The organism is Streptomyces sp. CNT360, from assembly GCF_000424785.1.
Genome location: NZ_AUKO01000026.1, coordinates 103,300 through 121,106 on the forward strand (window position 1 = coordinate 103,300; position 17,807 = coordinate 121,106).

The 17,807-nt window shown below is 72.6% G+C and carries 17 protein-coding genes; 8 read left to right on the forward strand and 9 right to left on the reverse strand.

Annotated features, from left to right (window positions below; translation table 11 throughout):
• Positions 1 to 633: 633 nt before the first annotated feature.
• Positions 634 to 1,167, reverse strand: a complete 534-nt coding sequence (locus H297_RS0120150; protein ID WP_027738532.1) for a ferritin-like domain-containing protein — start codon at positions 1,165 to 1,167, stop codon at positions 634 to 636.
• Between the two features lie 184 nt (positions 1,168 to 1,351).
• On the opposite strand from H297_RS0120150, the gene H297_RS0120155 reads away from it, so the two are divergent.
• Positions 1,352 to 1,939: a DinB family protein gene (locus H297_RS0120155; RefSeq protein ID WP_027738533.1), complete on the forward strand. Its 588-nt coding sequence runs from the start codon at positions 1,352 to 1,354 to the stop codon at positions 1,937 to 1,939.
• A gap of 25 nt (positions 1,940 to 1,964) precedes the next feature.
• Here H297_RS0120155 and H297_RS0120160 read toward each other — a convergent pair whose 3' ends face one another.
• The 3 genes from H297_RS0120160 to H297_RS0120170 form a co-directional block, all read right to left on the reverse strand.
• On the reverse strand, positions 1,965 to 3,998 hold the full coding sequence (locus H297_RS0120160; protein ID WP_027738534.1) for a fructose-specific PTS transporter subunit EIIC: 2,034 nt from the start codon (positions 3,996 to 3,998) through the stop codon (positions 1,965 to 1,967).
• Positions 3,999 to 4,139: 141 nt separating this feature from the next.
• A complete protein-coding gene (gene pfkB, locus H297_RS0120165) occupies positions 4,140 to 5,087 on the reverse strand; it encodes a 1-phosphofructokinase (RefSeq protein ID WP_027738535.1) in 948 nt (315 codons plus the stop codon).
• Positions 5,084 to 5,845 (reverse strand): DeoR/GlpR family DNA-binding transcription regulator, encoded by a 762-nt coding sequence (locus H297_RS0120170; RefSeq protein ID WP_027738536.1) that lies wholly within the window; start codon positions 5,843 to 5,845, stop codon positions 5,084 to 5,086. The genes pfkB and H297_RS0120170 overlap by 4 nt, the downstream gene beginning before the upstream one ends.
• A 206-nt stretch (positions 5,846 to 6,051) precedes the next feature.
• On the opposite strand from H297_RS0120170, the gene H297_RS0120175 reads away from it, so the two are divergent.
• Together H297_RS0120175 and H297_RS0120180 are read left to right on the forward strand one after the other, a co-directional pair.
• The gene (locus H297_RS0120175; RefSeq protein ID WP_027738537.1) at positions 6,052 to 6,243 is read left to right on the forward strand and encodes a hypothetical protein; all 192 of its coding nucleotides are present in this window, start codon (positions 6,052 to 6,054) and stop codon (positions 6,241 to 6,243) included.
• 160 nt (positions 6,244 to 6,403) lie between these two features.
• On the forward strand, positions 6,404 to 7,312 hold the full coding sequence (locus H297_RS0120180) for a LysR family transcriptional regulator (RefSeq protein ID WP_027738538.1): 909 nt from the start codon (positions 6,404 to 6,406) through the stop codon (positions 7,310 to 7,312).
• A gap of 21 nt (positions 7,313 to 7,333) precedes the next feature.
• Here the strand turns inward: H297_RS0120180 and H297_RS37450 are convergent, their stop codons facing one another.
• Both H297_RS37450 and H297_RS0120190 read right to left on the reverse strand, forming a co-directional pair.
• On the reverse strand, positions 7,334 to 8,500 hold the full coding sequence (locus H297_RS37450) for a putative sulfate exporter family transporter (protein WP_078514360.1): 1,167 nt from the start codon (positions 8,498 to 8,500) through the stop codon (positions 7,334 to 7,336).
• 185 nt (positions 8,501 to 8,685) lie between these two features.
• The gene (locus H297_RS0120190; RefSeq protein WP_027738539.1) at positions 8,686 to 9,777 is read right to left on the reverse strand and encodes an acyl-CoA dehydrogenase family protein; all 1,092 of its coding nucleotides are present in this window, start codon (positions 9,775 to 9,777) and stop codon (positions 8,686 to 8,688) included.
• Between the two features lie 126 nt (positions 9,778 to 9,903).
• Between H297_RS0120190 and H297_RS0120195 the strand changes: the two genes are divergently transcribed.
• Positions 9,904 to 11,103 (forward strand): acyl-CoA dehydrogenase family protein, encoded by a 1,200-nt coding sequence (locus tag H297_RS0120195; RefSeq protein WP_027738540.1) that lies wholly within the window; start codon positions 9,904 to 9,906, stop codon positions 11,101 to 11,103.
• Between the two features lie 238 nt (positions 11,104 to 11,341).
• Here the strand turns inward: H297_RS0120195 and H297_RS0120200 are convergent, their stop codons facing one another.
• On the reverse strand, positions 11,342 to 11,971 hold the full coding sequence (locus H297_RS0120200) for a class I SAM-dependent methyltransferase (protein WP_027738541.1): 630 nt from the start codon (positions 11,969 to 11,971) through the stop codon (positions 11,342 to 11,344).
• A 233-nt stretch (positions 11,972 to 12,204) separates the two neighbouring features.
• On the opposite strand from H297_RS0120200, the gene H297_RS0120205 reads away from it, so the two are divergent.
• The 3 genes from H297_RS0120205 (at position 12,205) to H297_RS40390 (ending at position 15,201) form a co-directional block, all read left to right on the forward strand.
• Entirely contained in the window at positions 12,205 to 13,863 is a 1,659-nt protein-coding gene (locus tag H297_RS0120205; protein WP_027738542.1) for a catalase, read from the forward strand.
• A gap of 68 nt (positions 13,864 to 13,931) precedes the next feature.
• Positions 13,932 to 14,237 (forward strand): hypothetical protein, encoded by a 306-nt coding sequence (locus H297_RS0120210; protein WP_027738543.1) that lies wholly within the window; start codon positions 13,932 to 13,934, stop codon positions 14,235 to 14,237.
• Between the two features lie 103 nt (positions 14,238 to 14,340).
• Positions 14,341 to 15,201 carry a hypothetical protein gene (locus tag H297_RS40390; RefSeq protein ID WP_051352021.1) on the forward strand — a complete coding sequence of 287 codons (861 nt, stop codon included), beginning with the start codon at positions 14,341 to 14,343 and terminating at the stop codon, positions 15,199 to 15,201.
• An 82-nt stretch (positions 15,202 to 15,283) separates the two neighbouring features.
• Here the strand turns inward: H297_RS40390 and H297_RS0120220 are convergent, their stop codons facing one another.
• Positions 15,284 to 15,901 (reverse strand): TOPRIM nucleotidyl transferase/hydrolase domain-containing protein, encoded by a 618-nt coding sequence (locus H297_RS0120220; protein WP_027738544.1) that lies wholly within the window; start codon positions 15,899 to 15,901, stop codon positions 15,284 to 15,286.
• Between the two features lie 556 nt (positions 15,902 to 16,457).
• Between H297_RS0120220 and H297_RS37460 the strand changes: the two genes are divergently transcribed.
• Positions 16,458 to 17,045, forward strand: a complete 588-nt coding sequence (locus H297_RS37460; protein ID WP_051352022.1) for an AAA family ATPase — start codon at positions 16,458 to 16,460, stop codon at positions 17,043 to 17,045.
• A 100-nt stretch (positions 17,046 to 17,145) separates the two neighbouring features.
• Here H297_RS37460 and H297_RS0120230 read toward each other — a convergent pair whose 3' ends face one another.
• Entirely contained in the window at positions 17,146 to 17,802 is a 657-nt protein-coding gene (locus H297_RS0120230) for a class I SAM-dependent methyltransferase (RefSeq protein ID WP_027738545.1), read from the reverse strand.
• Between the last annotated feature and the right edge of the window lie 5 nt (positions 17,803 to 17,807).

Below are 17,807 nucleotides of genomic sequence, written 5' to 3' on the forward strand. Positions count from 1 at the left end.
CCGCGCAGCCCCGGCCCGCGTGACGGGACGGTCACCCCTCCGTGAGCCGTCGCGGTCCCGCTGCGCGCGGATGGCATGCACGGGCCCTTCCGGGAGCCGCCGGGCGCGCACCGTCCCGTCACTGACCCGTGCCGTCGCGTTGCTCACCGTCTCCCGCACCCGGGAAGTCCCCCGGCCGTCCGGGAGCCGGGCTCCCTGTGTGCCTGTCGGCACGCCCGGCACGCCCGGCACGCGACCGCTGCCGCGCTCGCGAAGCGGCCACGGCGGCCCGACCGCGACGACTTCGACGACGACGGCCACCACGGGCTCCACCTGGCCGTGCCAGGACAGGAACCCCGGCGGTCGTCGGCGGTCTTCGACCGTGCCCTGCCGCCCCTCTGGTGCCGCCCCGGCCCGCGGCGGCACCAGAGGGGCGGCAGGACTCGATCACCGACCGGGAACCCGGCTCGACACCACGGCGGACGAGCGTGAGAACACCTCGCCTCTTTCCGGGGCCGGGACCGGGGCCGGGACGGCGGCGGCTGCGACGAACTCGCCCTCTCCGCGAAGGACTTCGTCGGCCTTCACGCCGGGAGAGGAATGTGCCGGATCATCCCCGGCAGCGTGCGGGGCTCGTGCTGTACGCCGCAGGGGTCAGCCGCCCAGGAGGTCGAGCAGGTCGTCGGCGTGGTCCTCCTCCTCTTCGAGGATGCTCTCCATCACGCGCCGCGTCGTCGGGTCCTTGTCGCCGAGCCAGCGGATGATCTCCTGGTAGACGCCGATGACGATGCGCTCCGCCTCCAGGTTGTCCCGGAGCATCTGCTTCAGCTCGTGGTCGGGAGTGGCGGTGTAGTCGGTGTGCGCGCGCTGCGCCAGCGTCGCCGGGTCGAAGTCGGGGTCGCCGCCCAGCTGGGAGATGCGCTCGGCGGCGCGTACGGCGTGGTCCCATTCCTCTTTCGCGTGCTCGTGGAACTCCGCCGACACCTGCGCCCGGTCGATACCGGTGGCGGAGATGGCGTGCCGCGTATAGCGCATCCAGCACACGACCTCCGTGGCGACGACGTCGTTGAGGATGGCCACGACTCTGTCCCGGTCCGCCCCGTAGGTCTCCGTGACCGGCCCGGCTTCCATCTTCGCGCGGGCGTCGGCGCGGATGCGGGTCACATCGACCACGAAATCGTCTGCCATCGGTCGGTCCTCCGGTCGCTGGGTGTGCTGGGATGCGGACGCCAGTAAAAGCGGACCGAGCGGTGACGGTCGGCCAACGCGCTCCGGCACGCCTGCTGCGTCACCCCAGCGGAGGCGCGTGTCCGAGATCCCGGGGCCCGTAACGGAATGGTGCGTGCCCGCGCGGAATGGTTGGCTGTGCCGCATGACTGCATCGGACCCCAAAGAGGACCTGCACGGTTACTTGCGGCTCGCCCGCGAGGTGATGGTGTGGAAACTGGAGGGCCTGTCGGAGTACGACATCCGCCGCCCGCTGACGCCGACCGGCACCAACCTGCTGGGTCTGATCAAGCACCTCTCCTACTGCGAGCTGGGATATTTCGGCGCGACCTTCGGTCGGCCCGCCGACCACCTGCTGCCCGCGCTCCCGGACGACGACCCCCATGCGGACATGTGGGCGACCCCGCAGGAGTCCCGGGAGGACGTCGTCGGCCGGTACCAGCAGGTGTGCGCCCATGCCGACGCGACGATCGAGGCGTCGGCGTCGGACACCCCGGGCCGGGTGCCGCACTGGTCGGCCGAACGGTCCGAGGTGACGCTGCACCTGGTGCTGACGCACATGCTCGCCGAGACCCAGCGGCACGCCGGGCACGCGGACATCGTCCGGGAACTCGTCGACGGGGCCGCCGGGTTGCGGCTCGGCAACGAGAATCTGCCGCCGGCCGACGCGGCGCGCTGGGAGGACCACCGCAACAGGCTGGAGCGCGCGGCCGCACAGGCCGAGAAGGGCTGAGCCCGCCAAGCCGGAGAGCGCAGGCTCACACCGCGGCGACGGGGGCCGCTTCCGTACTGGCGGGAGCGCTGGCGGCAGAGTCGGTTGCAAGCCGGGTACGCCGCGCGCGGGCGCTCTTGAGGGCGAGCACCAGGGCCGCCGCGACGGCTGTTCCCGCGGCCACCGCGACCAGGTACAGGAGGGGCCGGCCGATCAGCGGCACGACGAAGACACCGCCGTGCGGCGCCCGCAGCGTGTTGCCGAAGACCATGGACAGCGCCCCGGTGACCGCGCCGCCGGCCATCGCGGAGGGGATCACCCGCAACGGGTCCGCCGCCGCGAAGGGGATGGCGCCCTCACTGACGAAAGAGGCCCCGAGCACCCAGGCGGCCTTGCCGTTCTCCCGCTCGGCCCTGGTGAAAAGGGTGCCGCGCACGGCCGTCGCCAGTGCCATGGCAAGCGGCGGCACCATGCCGGCGGCCATCACCGCAGCCATGGTCTTCAGGCTGCCGTCGGTCGGCTCGGAGAGGCCGCCCACGGCGAAGGCGTAGGCGACCTTGTTGACCGGACCGCCCAGGTCGACACACATCATCAGCCCCAGGAGGACGCCGAGCAGCGCTGCGTTCGCACCGGAGAGCCCGCTCAGCCAGCCGGTCAGGGCGTGCTGGAGAGCGGCGATCGGCTTGCCGAGCACCACGAACATCAGGAAGCCGACGACGGCGGTGGACAGCAGTGGGATCACGACCACCGGCATGATCCCGCGCAGCGTCGGCGGTACGGACACCTGCTGGATCGCCATGACGACCGCGCCCGCGAGCAGCCCCGCGACGAGCCCGCCGAGGAACCCCGCCTCGATGGTGACCGCGACGGCTCCGCCGACGACACCGGGCACCAGGCCGGGCCGGTCGACCATCCCGTACGCGATGTATCCGGCAAGGACAGGCACGAGGAAGTCGAAGGCGGTGCTGCCGATCTGGTACATCAGCGCCGCCCAGCTCGCGGACTGCGTCCAGCTGAAGTGGTCGGCGACGGAGGGCGCTTCACTGATCTCGTACCCTCCGAGCGCGAAGGCCAGTGCCATCAGCAGGCCGCCGGCCGCCACGAAGGGCACCATGTAGCTCACGCCGGTCATCAACCACGTGCGCAGGCGGTTCCCGAAACCGTCCGCGGAGTTCCCCGCCTCGGAGTCCGGTACCGCCTCGGCCGCGGGGGCGGCGGCGGAGACCTCGCCGCGTTCGGCCCTGCTCCGTGCCTCGGCGATCAGTTCTCCGGCCCGCGAGACGGCTGCCTTGACGCCCACGTCCACGGTCGGTCTGCCGGCGAACCGTCCGCTCTCCCGGACCGGGACGTCGTGGGCGAGGATCACGGCGTCGGCCGCGGCGATCACGGCCGGGTCGAGCCGGGTGAAGCCGGCCGAGCCCTGTGTCTCCACCGTCACCTCGACGCCCTCCTCCCGGCCGGCGCGCTCCAGGGACTCGGCCGCCATGTAGGTGTGCGCGATGCCGGTGGGGCAGGAAGTGACGGCCACGATGCGGAACGGCGCGGTCGTTCGCACCGGCGCCTCGGCGGAGTCCTCCGCGGGCTCCTCAACGCTGTCCTGGGCCCTCTCCTCAGCGGCGCGGGCCGGTCGGCTCGGGGACCGGTCGCCGCGGAGCAGCGCCGCGGCGCGCGCCGCGTCCGTCTCCGTGCGCAGGGCTGCGGTGAACTCCTCGGCCAGGAGCTTGCGGGCCAGTGCGGAGAGGATCGACAGGTGGTCGCTGTCCGCACCGGCGGGCGCGGCGATGAGGAAGATGAGGTCGGCCGGCCCGTCCGGGCCGCCGAAGTCGATGCCTGGGGCGCTGCGGCCGAAGGCCAGCGTGGGGACGGTGACATGCGTGCTGCGGCAGTGGGGGATGCCTATGCCCCCCTCCATGCCGGTCGGCATCTGCTCCTCGCGGGAGGCCACGTCCGTGAGGAAGCCGTCGAGGTCCGTGACACGGCCCGCGGTCACCATCCGTCCGGCGAGGGCGCGGGTGGCCGCCTCTTTGGTCGTCGCGGTCAGGTCGAGGTCGACCAGCTCCGCAGTGATCATTTCCGTCATCTCACGCGGCTCCTTGCTCGCGGTCCGCCCGGGGGGACGGTGTGTCCGGGCGGGGTACGGGGACGGTCGGGGGCGGGGTGGGAAGGGAAGGAGGTGGCGGGGGAGCGGGCGACGAGGGGCACCGGGCGGCGGCGTGGGGCATCAGTCCGCCGGCTCCGGCAGCGGGCGGTCCAGCGGCAGGTCCGTCGTGACCGTCACGTGCGCCGGATCGAGGTCACCGGGGGCCGGCATCACGCTGCCGGGCAGCTGGACGGCAGCGGTGCCGTGCGCGACGGCGGCGGACAGCGCCGCGGGGCCCTCGCCGCCCGCGGCGAGGAAACCGGCGAGCGACGCGTCCCCGGCGCCGACGTTGCTGCGCACCGGTACCGCCGGACCGCTGCCGTACCAGGCCCCGCCGCCGTCGACGAGCAACTGGCCGGCCGGCCCCAGACTGGCCAGGACGGCGCGCGCACCACGGCTGATCAGCTCCTCGGCGGCCTTGGCGGCGTCGCCGACCGTGCCGAGCGGCCGGCCGACGGCCTCGGCGAGCTCCTCGGCGTTGGGCTTCACCACATCGGGACGCTCGGGCAGCGCGGCCGCCAGGGCGGGGCCCGAGGTGTCCAGTGCGATCCGCGCCCCTGCCCGGTGGGCGCAGGCGACCGACGCGGCGTACCACTCGGCGGACGGGCCACGCGGGAGACTGCCGCAGCAGGCGACCCAGTCGGCCTCCGACGACCACCTGCGCACGTTCTCCAGCAACGCCTCAGCGGTGGCGGGGGAGATGTGCGGTCCGGTGGCGTTCACCTTCGTCAGGGTGCCGTCCGGTTCGACGAGCGAGACGTTCACCCGGGTCGAACCGTCGACGGGGACGCCGACCGCCTCGATGCCGTGCCGGTCGAGCAACCGGGCCAGCAGCGCTCCCTCGGGGCCGCCCAACGGCAGCACGGCGACCGTGCGGTGCCCGGCGGCGGCCACCGCACGTGAGACGTTGACCCCTTTCCCGCCCGGGTCGACCCGGTCGGCATGCGCACGCAGCACGGCTCCGCGCGCCAAACCCGGCAGCTCGAACGTCCGGTCCAGGCTCGGGTTGGGGGTGACGGTCAGGATCATGCGCGCACCACCCGCACGCCTGCTCCCGAGAGCGCCTCGGCCGCCTCGTCGTCCAGAGCGGAGTCGGTGAGCGCCACGTCCACCTGGGAGAGCGCTCCGAAGCGCGCGAAGTACTCCTGGCCGAACTTCTCGGAGTGGGCGACGAGTACGACGCGGCGGGCCGCCGCGAGGATCGCCCGTTTGACGGCGGCCTCCGCCAGATCCGGCGTGGTCAGCCCGCCCTCCATGCAGAAGCCGTTGGTCGCCACAACGGCGACGTCGGCCTTGATCTCGCCGTAGGCGCGCAGCGCCCAGTCGTCGACCGCCGCGCGGGTACGGTGCCGTACCCGCCCGCCTACGAGGTGGAGCGCGATGCCGGGGTGGTCCGCCAGCCGGGCGGCGACCGGCAGGGCGTGGGTGACGACGGTGAGCGCGGAGTCGGCGGGGAGCGCTGCGGCCACCCGCGCGGCCGTGCTCCCGGCGTCCAGGATCACGCTGCCCTCGGCGGGCAGTTCGGCCAGGGCGGCACGGGCGATACGGTCCTTCTCGTCGGCCGCCACGGTGTTCCGCTCGGTGAGGTCGGGCTCGAAATCCAGCCGCCCGGCAGGGATGGCGCCGCCGTGCACCCGGCGGATCAACCCCGCCCGGCCGAGAGCGTTGAGGTCGCGCCGTACGGTCTCGGCCGTGACCTGGAACTGCTCCGCCAGGGTGGGCACGTCGACTTTGCCGTTTTCCCCGGCCAGCCGCAGGATCTCCTGCTGCCGTTCCGCTGCGTACATGTGGATGTGCTTCCGTTCCGTGCCCGAACGTGTGGGTCGTGCGGCACGTTACGGGCGATGCTCCGAGAAGTAAACACATTCGGGCGTGGAAACGGACAGAAACGGGGCCGGTTCGACCGGAGTGGCGCCGGACTCCGGTGCTGTCTGTTTCACCGTCGCCGGACCGGTAACGCGGACGGCGACCGATCACGTCCGTGGAGGAGAGAGTGACCGCAGAGCACCGGAACGAGACCAGGCCCCGTACCGCGGCACAGGAGACGGAGGAGGAGGTGCGCGAGGCGCTGACCTCCGTCGAAGGCGAGGACCGGCAGAAGACCGGTGAAGCGGGCGACGCCCTGCGGCCCGATCGCGAGGCGGAGGAAGAGGCTCACGGCGAACCCGGCGAACCCGCTCCCTGATCCTGCCGCCACCGTGGGCCGAGACCGGCGGCACCGGGACAGGGGATATGCTCCTTGCCGACCGGAGAGTGCCAGGTCGGAGCCGTGCGGAGGCCCGTCGGAGCGGTCGGGCACGCACCGTCGGCCGACCGGCCGCGGCAGCGGGGAGTGAGGAGCAGGGGTGGCGCGCACACTGCCGGACCTGCACGCGCTGGAGCTGCTGGTCGCCGTCGCGGAGACCGGCAGCCTGACCCAGGCGGCGGCGCGGTTCCGGATCAGCCAGCCCTCGGCCAGCGCCCGGATGATGACGCTGGAGCGCCGCCTCGGGGTACAGCTGCTGGTCCGCACCACCAGCGGCTCCCGGCTGACACCGGCCGGGCTGCTGGTGACCGACTGGGCCCGCGCCGTACTGGAGAGGGCCGCCGCCCTGGTGGAGGGCGCGGCGGCGCTCAAGTCGCGCCAGGAGGACCGGCTGCGGGTCGCGGCCAGCCTCACCGTGGCCGAGCACCTGGTGCCCAACTGGCTGATGTCGCTGCGCGAGAGGGCCCCGCAGGTGCATGTCGGCCTGGAGGTGACCAACAGCCGCAGGGTGATCGAGGGCGTTCGCCGGGACGAATACGACCTCGGCTTCGTCGAGGGGCCGTGGGTTCCCTCGGACGTGCGTTCCCGGGCGGTCGGCCGGGACCGGCTCGCTGTCGTCGTCGCCCCAGGACACCCGTGGGCCCGCCGCCGCGCCCCGCTCACCGGGCGGGAACTGGCGGCGACCCCCCTCGTTCTCCGCGAAACCGGTTCGGGCACCCGGGAAACCCTGGAGGCCGCGCTGCGGGCCTACGACGGGGTCGAGGTGCCCCTGCTGGAGCTCGGGGCGACCGCACCGCTGCGTACCGCGGCCGCCAGCGGAGTGGCGCCCGCGGTGCTCTCGGCGCTCGCGGTGCAGGAGGACGTGAGCGAGGGGCGGCTGGTGGAGGTTCCCACCGAGGAGACCTTGAACCTGGTGCGCACGCTGCGCGCGGTCTGGCCCCGCGCCCGGGAACTCCCCGAACCCGCCCGGTGGCTGCTGGAGACCGCCCGCCGCCGCAGGACGCGTTGAGGCGGCGGGCCTTCGGCACGGCTACAGCGCCCCGGTGACCAGTTGCAGTCCGAGGCCGGTCACAGTGACGACGACCCACAGGCAGCCGCCCAGCAGCAACGGGCGGGGCCCGGTACGGCGCAGTCCTGCCAGGTCGGTGGACAGGCCGATCGCGGAGAGCGCGACGGTGATGAGGAAGACCGACACTTCGCTCAGCCCCGGGTGTACGGCCTTCGGGATGAGCCCCGCGGTGTTGGCGGCGGCCACCAGCACGAATCCGACCAGGAACCACGGCACCAGCTTGAGTACCCGTACCCGCGGCTTCGGCGGAGGGCCGTCGGCGGCTTCCGTACGCGGGCCGGATGCCGCCTCTGCCGTGGCCGCCGCACGGTTGCGGCGGCCCGCGAGCGCGGCCAGGCCCATGCAGATGGGGATGATCATCAGCGTGCGGGTGAGCTTCACGACGACGCCGTGATGAGCGGCTCCCGCCCCGTAGGTGGAGGCGGCCGCGACGACGGAGGACATGTCGTTCACCGCAGTACCGGCGAACAGGCCGAAGGAGTGCTGGCTCATCCCGATCAGGTGGCCGAGGAAGGGGAAGGTCAGCACGGCCGCGATGTTGAACAGGAAGATGGTGGAGACGGCGTACGCCACCTCGACACCGGCCGCGCCGATGACAGGTGTGACGGCCGCGATCGCCGAGGCGCCGCAGACGCCGGTGCCGACGCCGATGAGGGTACGCAGGTCCCCGACCACACCGAGCCGGCGGCCGATCAGGTAGGCCGCGCCCAGACACACCACCAGTGAGCCGAGCATGACAGGCAGCGAGGTCACTCCCACCCGCACGATCTGGGCCAGCGACAGTTGGGAACCCAGGACGACGACGGACACCTGGAGCACGAACTTGCTCGCCGTGGTGATGCCGGGCCGCAGCCGGTCACCCGGCTTCACCACCGCCCCCACGACGACGCCGACCACGATGCCGGTGACCGGCCCACCGACGAGGGGGAACAGCTTGCCCACCACTGTGGCCGCCCCGGCGATGACCACCGCGAGGGCCAGCCCGGGCCCGCGGGCCAGCAGGGCGGACCACCAGGGCGCGGAACCGGCCGGAGCCGGCCCCTCCCCGGCCGAAGCTGCCCCGGCGTCCGGCGCGGGGTCCTCTCCGTTCGGATCCGGTACATGGCGGAGATCGGCGTCATTGCTCATGCTTGCGACTCTGGTCCGCGACGGCCTGCCGCAGTAGCTGCCCGATCATGAGAAGGTCATAGGGAACCTCTATGGCAGGGAAGCCGTGTCCGAGCCCCCAGCCGCTGCGTCAGGCGATCGCGGCCGAGCTGGAGCGACTCTTGTGCGCGGGCTGAGGCACTGGGAAGTCTCCTTTGCCAGCGCGGTCAGTCCGCGACCGGCTGGGCCTGCGGGGTGTCGGGCAGGGTGGAGAAGAGCCGTTGCCGGTGCCAGGCCGCCGGGCCGAAGAGCTGGGACGATCCGTGAGCGCGCTTGAAGTAGCGGTGGGCGTCGTGCTCCCAGGTGATGCCGATCCCGCCGTGCAACTGGACCATCTCCCCTGCGACCGCGCAGAAGGCCTCCGAGCAGGCGGACTTGGCGGCTGCCGCGTACCGGGAAAGGTCCGGTCCGTCCGCTGTTGCCGCATGGGCGGCACCCAGCGCCGCCGACCGCGCCGACTCGACCAGCACGTAGGCGTCCGCCAGCCGGTGCTTGACGGCCTGGAAGGAGCCGATGGCGCGGCCGAACTGGACACGCTCGCGGACGTAGGCGACGGTCCGTTCCAGACAGTACGCGGCCGCACCGACCTGCTCGGCGGCCAGAGCCGTGCAGGCGAGGTCCAGTACCCGGGAGAGCGTGGCGGTCCCGGCCCCGTCCGTCCCGAGGAGCCGGCCCTCCACCCGGTCGAAGGCGAGCCGCGCCAGTGACCGGCTCCGGTCCATGGCGGCGGTGCCCCTGCGGTGCAGCCGGTCGTCCTGGGCGGGCACTTCGAAGAGGGAGAGCCCCGCGTCCGTGCGGGCGGCCACGAGGACGGCGTCGGCGTCCGCTCCGTGCAGGACGTGCTCCTTCACGGCGGTGATCCGCCAGCTTCCGCCGCCCTGGTGCGTCGCCCTCCCGCGGAGCGCTGCGGGGTCCCAGGAGCCCTCTTCGGCCCAGGCCAGCGCGGCCACGGTGGCGCCCCCGACGATGCCGGGCAGCAGCCGTGCGCACGCGGCCTGATCGCCGCTCGCCAGCAGTGCCTGCACCGCCACCACCGCGGAGCCGAGGTAGGGCAGGGGGCTCAGTACGCGGCCGAGCTCCTCCAGCACCGTGCAGACCTCCCGCATCCCGTACCCGGCCCCTCCGTACTGCTCCGGCACCAGGAGGCCGGCCGCGCCGATCTGTCCGGTCAGCGGGCGCCAGGCCCTCGCCCCTTCGTGCCGGGCCAGCAGCGAGCGTACGGCGGACCGCAGCGCTTCCTGTTCCTCCGTCGGCCTCACTCGTTCTGCTCCTCTCCGGGGCGTACGGGCATGCGGGCGGTGTGGACTGCGCGAGCGGCGTGCGACTCCGGCGCGGTTCCCGGCGGGCAGTTCCCTAACAAGTGTTTGGTAGATTAGCGTACCGGTATGAGGAGCGTCGAGGAGTTCCGAGCAGAGGCGCGCCGCTGGCTGCGGGCGCATCTCACCGGGGAGTTCGCCGCGCTCCGCGGCCGCGGCGGGCCCGGGCGGGAGCACGAGGCCTTCGCCGAACGTCTCGCCTGGGAACGGCACATGGCGGCCGAGGGCTGGACCTGTGTCGGCTGGCCGACGGAGTACGGCGGCCGGGGGGCCACCCTGGAGCAGCAGATCGCCTTCCACGAGGAGTACGCCCTCGCCGACGCGCCCGCCCGGGTCGGGCACATCGGCGAACAACTGCTCGGTCCCACCCTGATCGCTTTCGGCACACCCGAGCAGCGCACCCGCTTCCTCCCCCGGATCGTCGCGGTGGAGGAGCTGTGGTGCCAGGGCTACAGCGAGCCGGGGGCCGGGTCCGACCTGGCGGGCATCCGGACCCGGGCCGAGTGGGTCGAGGGGCCCGCCTCCGGCCCGGGCGGAGGTGACGGCGGGGGAGAGTGGGCCGTCACCGGGCAGAAGATCTGGACCTCGCTCGCCCACGCGTCGCACTGGTGCTTCGTCGTCGCCCGTACCGATCCCGGCTCGACACGTCACCGAGGGCTGTCGTACCTGCTCGTCCCGCTGCACCAGCCGGGGGTGGAGATCCGCCCGATCACCCAGTTGACCGGCACGTCCGAGTTCAACGAGGTCTTCTTCGACGGGGCGCGCACCGCCTCGGGCCACCTGGTGGGAGCCCCCGGCGACGGCTGGCGGGTGGCCATGGCCACCCTCGGCTTCGAGCGCGGCGTCTCCACGCTGGGCCAGCAGGTGGGCTTCCGCCGCGAGTTGGAGGCGCTGATCGCGCTGGCCCGCCGCAACGGAGCCGTCGAGGACCCGCTGATCCGCGACAGGATCGCCCAGGCCTGGATCGGGCTGGAGACCATACGGTTCAACGCCCTGCGGATGCTCGACGGGGTGGCGGCGGGAGCGCCCGGGCCGGAGGCCTCGATCGGCAAGATCTTCTGGGCCACGTGGCACCGGCAGCTCGGCGAGCTCGCCATGGACGTCCTCGGTGCCGACGGGATGTGTGTCGGTGAACCCTACGATCTGGACGACTGGCAGCGGCTGTTCCTCTTCTCGCGAGCCGACACCCTCTACGCCGGCTCCAACGAGATCCAGCGCAACATCATCGCCGAGCGGGTGCTGCGGCTGCCACGGGAGGCGCGGGCCTGACGCACCCCGGGCCCTGACGGTGACCGGCGTTCGCGGCAGCAGGACGGGGTCCGGCCCGGGGCGCGGGACCCGGGTGCCGTCCGGCAGGAACGCGGCCGGGGCTTCACGCTGTGCCCCGCCCCCGGCAGCATGCCGCTGGGCCGCAGATGAGGACACGCGTCACTGCAGGCACTCGCCGTGGCGTCCTCGCGAAGGCGGCCTGTTCACCTGCGTACTCCCGGCTCACACCCGGCTGACGTCAGCGTGCGCGCATCAGCAGGTGGCCCCGGCGGAAGCGTTCCCCCTCGCACGGCTCCCGCAGCATCCGCCCGACCTCCACGAACCCGGCTTCGACGGCCTGCCCGGCAAGGCCGTCGACCGGCCACCGGTAGGCGGTCGTCACCTTGTGGTCGAACGGTGTGGCCGGTTCCCCCTCCGACTCGAAGAAGCCCAGCAGGAGGTGACCGCCCGGCCCGAGCACCCGGCGGAACTCCGCGAGATAGGACGGCATGTCGTGTGGTGGCGCGTGGATGACCGAGTACCAGGACACGATGCCGCTCAGGTGACCGTCGGGCATGTCCAGGTCGTCCATGGAGCCGAGCTCGAACCGCAGGTCCGGATACGCGTCGCGGGCCAGCGCGAGCAGCGCAGGGGACAGGTCGACACCGAAGACGTCGAGGCCGAGGCCGCGCAGGTGCGCGGTCACACACCCCGGGCCGCATCCCAGCTCGGCGACGGGGCCCGGGCCCGTGCCCCGGACGAGTTCCGCGAACGCGGCGAGCACGGCGCGGTCCAGCGGAAGCGTGTCGAGCGCGTCGCGGGCGAGATCGGCGTAGAGCTCGGCGACGGCGTCGTAGGCGTCCGCCGTCGCGGAGAGGTGGGAGGACACGGGCGAAGGGAGAGGGGAAGGCGGGGCAAGCGGGGAGAGCCGCGTGGAAGGTTCGGTCACGAGGCAGGACATTAGGCCTTCGCCGTCACCCTGACGAGTGCTTCCGGTGCGGCAACGCGGCACCGCGGCTCCGGCGGTTGCACCAATGCGGTGAGCATCCGCGCCACTGCCGCCCGAACGGGTACCTGTGACCATCCGAACCCCTCCGCCGAGGCTTAAGGAATCCGAGAGCAGTGACAGACGTAGCCAGTCAGGGACCCGCGCCCGGAGACGACCGCCCGGTGCTCACCAACCGCCAGGGCCACCCGGTCTACGACAACCAGAACCAGCGGACCGTCGGCGCACGCGGGCCCGCCACGCTGGAGAACTACCAGTTCCTGGAGAAGATCAGCCACTTCGACCGGGAGCGCATCCCGGAGCGGGTCGTCCACGCCCGGGGCGTGACCGCCTACGGCTACTTCGAAAGCTACGGAGGGTGGGGCAACGAGCCCGTCGGCCGCTACACCCGGGCCAAGCTGTTCCTCGACCGAGGAAAGCGCACCGACGTGGCCGTACGGTTCTCCACCGTGATCGGCGGCCGGGACTCCTCCGAGGTGGCACGGGATCCGCGCGGCTTCGCGGTGAAGTTCTACACCGAGGACGGGAACTGGGACCTCGTCGGCAACAACCTGGGTGTCTTCTTCATCCGGGACGCCATCAAGTTCCCCGACGTCATCCACGCGCTCAAGCCCGACCCGGTCTCGCACGAGCAGAAGCCCGGCCGGATCTTCGACTTCATGTCGCAGACGCCGGAGTCAATGCACATGCTCGTCAATCTCTTCAGCCCCCGCGGGATCCCCGCCGACTACCGGCACATGCAGGGCTTCGGCGTCAACACCTACAAATGGGTGAACGCCGAGGGCAAAACCGTCCTGGTCAAGTACCACTGGATGCCCCGCGCGGGCGTGCGCAGCATGACCGAGGAGGACGCCGCCGCGATCCAGGCCACGGATCTGGGGCACGCGACGAGGGATCTGTACGAGGCGATCGGGCGCGGTGACTTCCCCGAATGGGAGCTGCGCGTCCAGATGATGGACGACCACGAGCACCCCGAACTGGACTTCGACCCGCTGGACGACACCAAGACCTGGCCCGAACAGGACTTCCCGCCCAAGCCGGTGGGCCGCATGGTCCTGAACCGCACGGTCGACAACTACTTCGCCGAGAACGAGCAGATCTCCTTCGGCACCGGGGTCCTGGTCGACGGGCTGGACTTCTCCGACGACAAGATGCTCGTCGGGCGGACCTTCTCCTACAGCGACACCCAGCGCTACCGCGTCGGCCCCAACTACCTCCAGCTCCCCGTCAACCGCGCCAAGAACGCGACCGTGCACACCAATCAGCGTGACGGGATGATGGCCTACGAGCAGGACCAGCATGCGGGGGACCCGGAGGTCAACTACGAGCCCTCCCTCATCGGGGGGCTGCACGAGAGCCAGTACCCGACCTCCGACGACGAGGGACCCGAGATCCGGGGCAGGGTCACCCGCAAGCGTATTCCGCGCACCAACGACTATCTGCAGGCGGGCCAGCGGTACCGCCTGCTGGAGGACTGGGAGCGCGACGACCTGGTGCACAACTTCATCACCCTCATCTCCCAGGCCGAGCGGGCGGTCCAGGAGCGCATGGTGTGGCACTTCCTGCTGGTCGAGAACGAACTCGGCCTGCGGGTCGGCGAGGGCCTGGGCATCGGCCCGCAGGACGTCACCCACCTCGAACCGCTGGCCGGACAGAGCCTGACGGAGGAGGACCGCGAGCGGCTCGCGCACCTCGGCAACAACCCACCGCGGGACGTCACCGGCCTCACCATGACCCACTGCGTCCCCGACGAGCGGCAAGTCGTGACCGGGTGACGGTACTCGGTGGGCGGGTACCCCGGGACCCGGCAGCGCCACCTCACCAGGTCAGGAGGCTCGAAGCGATGGCAGGGGCGAAGCGGTACGCGGTCGCGGCGTCGGGACGGTGGGTGGACGAGGAGGACGGCAGCCGGCTGCCCGCCGGTGAGGTGCACGCCTGGGAACCCGGCCGCAACGAGACGGTGTGCGGTCTCTCGCTCAGCCGCTCGCAGCTCGCGCGGTTCCCCCACGTCGGATGGCCCGACATCCTTCCGGCCTCCGGGGGAGCCGCCGACCGGGTTCAGCGGGTGTGCCCCCGCTGTGCGTCCGCGGCAGGCCGCCGCGGCAGCGACGCCCGCCCACGATGGCACCGCACCGACCCGCGCCCCTGACGCCCGGCCTGGCGTGCGGACCGGAGGAAGCACAGCGCCCTGCCCCTCGACGGCATCCGTCGGATAGGTTGACGCCCCGAAGACATGCGAGGGGCAGGCAGAAGTGCGGCGGCTGGGGTGGACGGCGGCGTCCTGCTTGTGGCTGGTGGCCGGCTTCGCCGGGGTCACCGCGGCGCCCGAGGTGCTGAACACCTGGCTGGTGCCCGTGTGCTGGGCCGGCTACGCGACCGGCCTCGGCGCGCTGATGTCGCGGCTGGGCGAGAGGGGCGGCCTGTTCGTGGCGGTCGCGCTCGTCCCGCCGCTGCTGGCCGGCTACTTCCTGTGCGCGGTGGACGTACGGCACGACCTGATGCTGCGGGAACGGGGCCGCGAGGTCCGCGCGACGGTGGCCGACGACCGCGTGACCTCGCCACGCGGCCACCTGGTCTCCCACTACGTACTGACGCATGCAAACGGCACACCCGTCAGGGGCGGAGAGGTGAGCGACGGACTCCGCCTGCACGTAGGGGACAGCGTGACGGTGCTGGAGGATCCGCGCGGCGAACTCGCGCCCACCACACCGGGGCACGCCGACCCCACGGCCGGCTGCGTCGTCCTCGCGTCGCTGCTGAGCACAGCTGTGGGCGCGGTCGTCTGGGCCGCCTTCTCGCTCCGGCTCGCGGCGGGTATGCGTCCGGATCCCGCCGCGGCGCCCGCGTACGCGTTCGAGGACAGTCCGTATCCCGTCGGGGAGGCGCTCGCCGTCGCGGAGCGGGAGCGGCTGCGCACCGAACTGCGTGACGGAGCCCCCGACACGTGCGGCTACCGCACCGTCGACCCGTCCCGCTACCCCGGCCTCTCCTATCCGGCCGCCGCCGCGGTTGCCGCCGAACGAGGGCTCCTGGCCGAGGCCGAGGGCAACCGCGGCTACTGGCGCTTCGCCCCCTGCGTCACCCAACAGGTGCCCCCCTCACGGGAAACGTGATGCGGGCGGCGAGACGGCCGTTGGCCTGCCCGTTGACCCCCGGGCGGACCGCCGACATGTGAAGCAGGTACGAATCGGCCCCTTACAGGCCGGCGAGCAGGGCTTCGAGGGGCGCCGGTACCTCGTCCGGAGCGAGGGCCTCGACGAGGACGCGGCCGTAATGGATCTTGCGGCCCTTTTTCGTTCCGAAGAAGCGCCGCAACTGCTGCTGCGCGGTGCGGTTCCGCTGTGCCGGCTGCCGCAGGAAGGTACGCAAAAAACGCTCGTCCCCCTCCGCCCGGATGAGCTCCTGCACACGTGCCGGGCCCAACGCGCGGACGAGCTCGTCCTCCAGGTCGGCCGCGCAGACGAAGAAGCCGTCCTGCGCCGCGTCGGCCCGCGCCAGGCCACGGGCGTAGCAGTGGCGCTCCGCCTCGTCGCACAGCCCCGTGAGACGCAGGCCCAGGCCGGGTGGCCCGAGAAGGTGGGCGAAGCGGCCGACGCTCATCGCACCGCCCATCGGCAGAACACAGACCCCTTCGGCTGTCAGAGCCCGCCCCCGGCGTGCGGCGAGCGCGTCGACGGCGGCGAGGTCGCTCGGCCCTTCGAGCAGCACGACCGACCGGACGGACAGGTGCGCGGCCAACTCTCGCGCGGGGGCGCCGGACCCCCCGGCCGCCCACGCGCTGACCGCGTCCCGGAACGACCTCATGTCAGTCATGGCACGAGTCTGGGCCCACACCGGCCACCACGGTAGGCAATTTTCCCCGACACACTCCTCCCCGCCGTAGCCAGCACGGTCCGGCACCTCGGCAGGCGAGACCACGCAAGGGGCGTGCTGTGACAGCCGTTCGGGGACGGATGGCGGCCGGTGGCCGGACCGGGACCGAACGCCGAGGCGGCGAGCGCCCAGGCGCCGAAGGCCGCGCCAAGAGTGCCGGAGCCGGCCCATCCGGCTTCGGCGAACACGGTGGTCGTGGTGGTCGCGCCGAGTGCGGAGCCGAGCGAGTAGAAGAGCAGGTATCCGCCGAGACGCTGCTGGTGCGAGTCCGGGTGGGCCGCGGTGAGCAGGAGCTGGTTGCTATGCTCCGCTCCCGCCATTCCGCCCGGTCAGCTCGGGCAGCGACCCCGCCGATGCCGCACCACCCGGGTGTGCAATGAGGAGGACCACCCGCCCGGCAACGCGGCCGTACGCGGCGGATGAGCGCCGGCCGGCACCTCCCGGCACGGGGAGACGGCCGACGGGAGACGGTCCGCGACAGGAGGGCGGAGAAGCGATGGGGGAGCCGCAGCTCGATTCCGCGGTCGTGCTCGTCACGGGTGTCATGGCGTCGGGCAAGTCCACCGTCGCCCAGCTCCTCGCGGAGCGGCTTCCGCGCTCCGTGCACCTGCGTGGCGACACCTTCCGGCGGATGACCGTTTCCGGACGCGAGGAGATGACGCCCCGGCCGAGCAGCGAAGCCGCCGCGCAGTTGCGGCTGCGCCATCGGGCGTCAGCGACGGTCGCGGACCTGTACGCGCAAGCGGGATGGACCGTCGTCGTCCAGGACATCGTCCTCGGTCAGACACTCGACGCGTATCTCGACACGGTGACGACCCGCCCCCTGTACGTCGTCGTGCTGAGCCCCGCAACGGAAGCCGTCGCAGCGCGCGACGCCGGACGGCCCAAGACCGGCTACGGCGGCCCCTGGTCGGTCACCGTGCTCGACCATGTCCTCCGCCGTGAGACCCCCCGCCGTGGACTGTGGCTGGACAACTCCACCCAGACACCCCACCAGACCGTGGACGCGATCCTGGTCGACCTCGACGCGGCCCGCATCCCGGACCTGCCGGGTCCCGCACACGGCCAGGGGGCCAGGGAGTGACCCACTGCCGGAGCGTCTGCCGCCTCTCCGACGACGGCCACGACGCGGCCTTCCAGCGACGCTGCAGGCGCCCCGCAGGCTCCGCTTCGACGTCGGCGGTTCAGTGGCGGCGCCACACCAGCGTGTAGCGCCAGAAGAGCCGACGGCGCAGGCGTGCGCCGGGAAGCCGACGGCGGGCCGTTCGCACGATCTCGGGGAACGGCATGGTCGGCGGCCGGGTCCGGGCCGTCATGGACGCGGGCCGCCGGGCCGTGCGGCCCCTGTTCTTCCACCAGGCCACGGCGATGTTCGCGAGAGCCGCGAGTCCGTGCAGCAGGTGATCGCCGAGGGAGGTGCCGCGGGCGAGGCCGACGACGACGAGGGTTCCGCCCGGCGCCAGATGCCGGCGGAAGCGCTGCAGGGCGGCGTCGAACGGCAGGTGGTGGAGGACGGCGACGCACGTGATGACGTCGTAGCGGCCGGACGGCAGGTCGTCGAGGGCGTCGCCGACATGGAAGGTCACCGGAACCGGGGGAGAGGTCACCTCGCGGGCCCGGGCGACGACGACGGGATCGCTGTCGACCCCGTGCACGGCCTGGGCGCGGGTGGCGAGGAGCCGGGCCAGGTCGCCGGTGCCGCACCCGATGTCGAGCGCGCGATCGAAGCGTCGGGGGAGCTGCCGCATCAGCCACCGGTGGTAGTGGGCGTTGTGGTCCCAGGGGCGGGCGGCATGGTACCGGTCGAGCGCACGCAGGGCGCGGGCCGGCAGGGTCACCACCGGCT

Bases quoted from the DNA above. Each gene is read 5' to 3' on its own strand.
- H297_RS0120150 (WP_027738532.1), bottom strand. From the start codon at position 1,167: ATGGCAGACGATTTCGTGGTCGATGTGACCCGCATCCGCGCCGACGCC.
- H297_RS37450 (WP_078514360.1), bottom strand. From the start codon at position 8,500: ATGAGCAATGACGCCGATCTCCGCCATGTACCGGATCCGAACGGAGAG.
- H297_RS0120220 (WP_027738544.1), bottom strand. From the start codon at position 15,901: ATGACTGACATGAGGTCGTTCCGGGACGCGGTCAGCGCGTGGGCGGCC.
- H297_RS0120160 (WP_027738534.1), bottom strand. From the start codon at position 3,998: ATGACGGAAATGATCACTGCGGAGCTGGTCGACCTCGACCTGACCGCG.
- H297_RS0120210 (WP_027738543.1), top strand. From the start codon at position 13,932: ATGGCAGGGGCGAAGCGGTACGCGGTCGCGGCGTCGGGACGGTGGGTG.
- H297_RS0120195 (WP_027738540.1), top strand. From the start codon at position 9,904: ATGAGGAGCGTCGAGGAGTTCCGAGCAGAGGCGCGCCGCTGGCTGCGG.
- H297_RS37460 (WP_051352022.1), top strand. From the start codon at position 16,458: ATGGGGGAGCCGCAGCTCGATTCCGCGGTCGTGCTCGTCACGGGTGTC.
- H297_RS0120155 (WP_027738533.1), top strand. From the start codon at position 1,352: ATGACTGCATCGGACCCCAAAGAGGACCTGCACGGTTACTTGCGGCTC.
- pfkB (WP_027738535.1), bottom strand. From the start codon at position 5,087: ATGATCCTGACCGTCACCCCCAACCCGAGCCTGGACCGGACGTTCGAG.
- H297_RS0120170 (WP_027738536.1), bottom strand. From the start codon at position 5,845: ATGTACGCAGCGGAACGGCAGCAGGAGATCCTGCGGCTGGCCGGGGAA.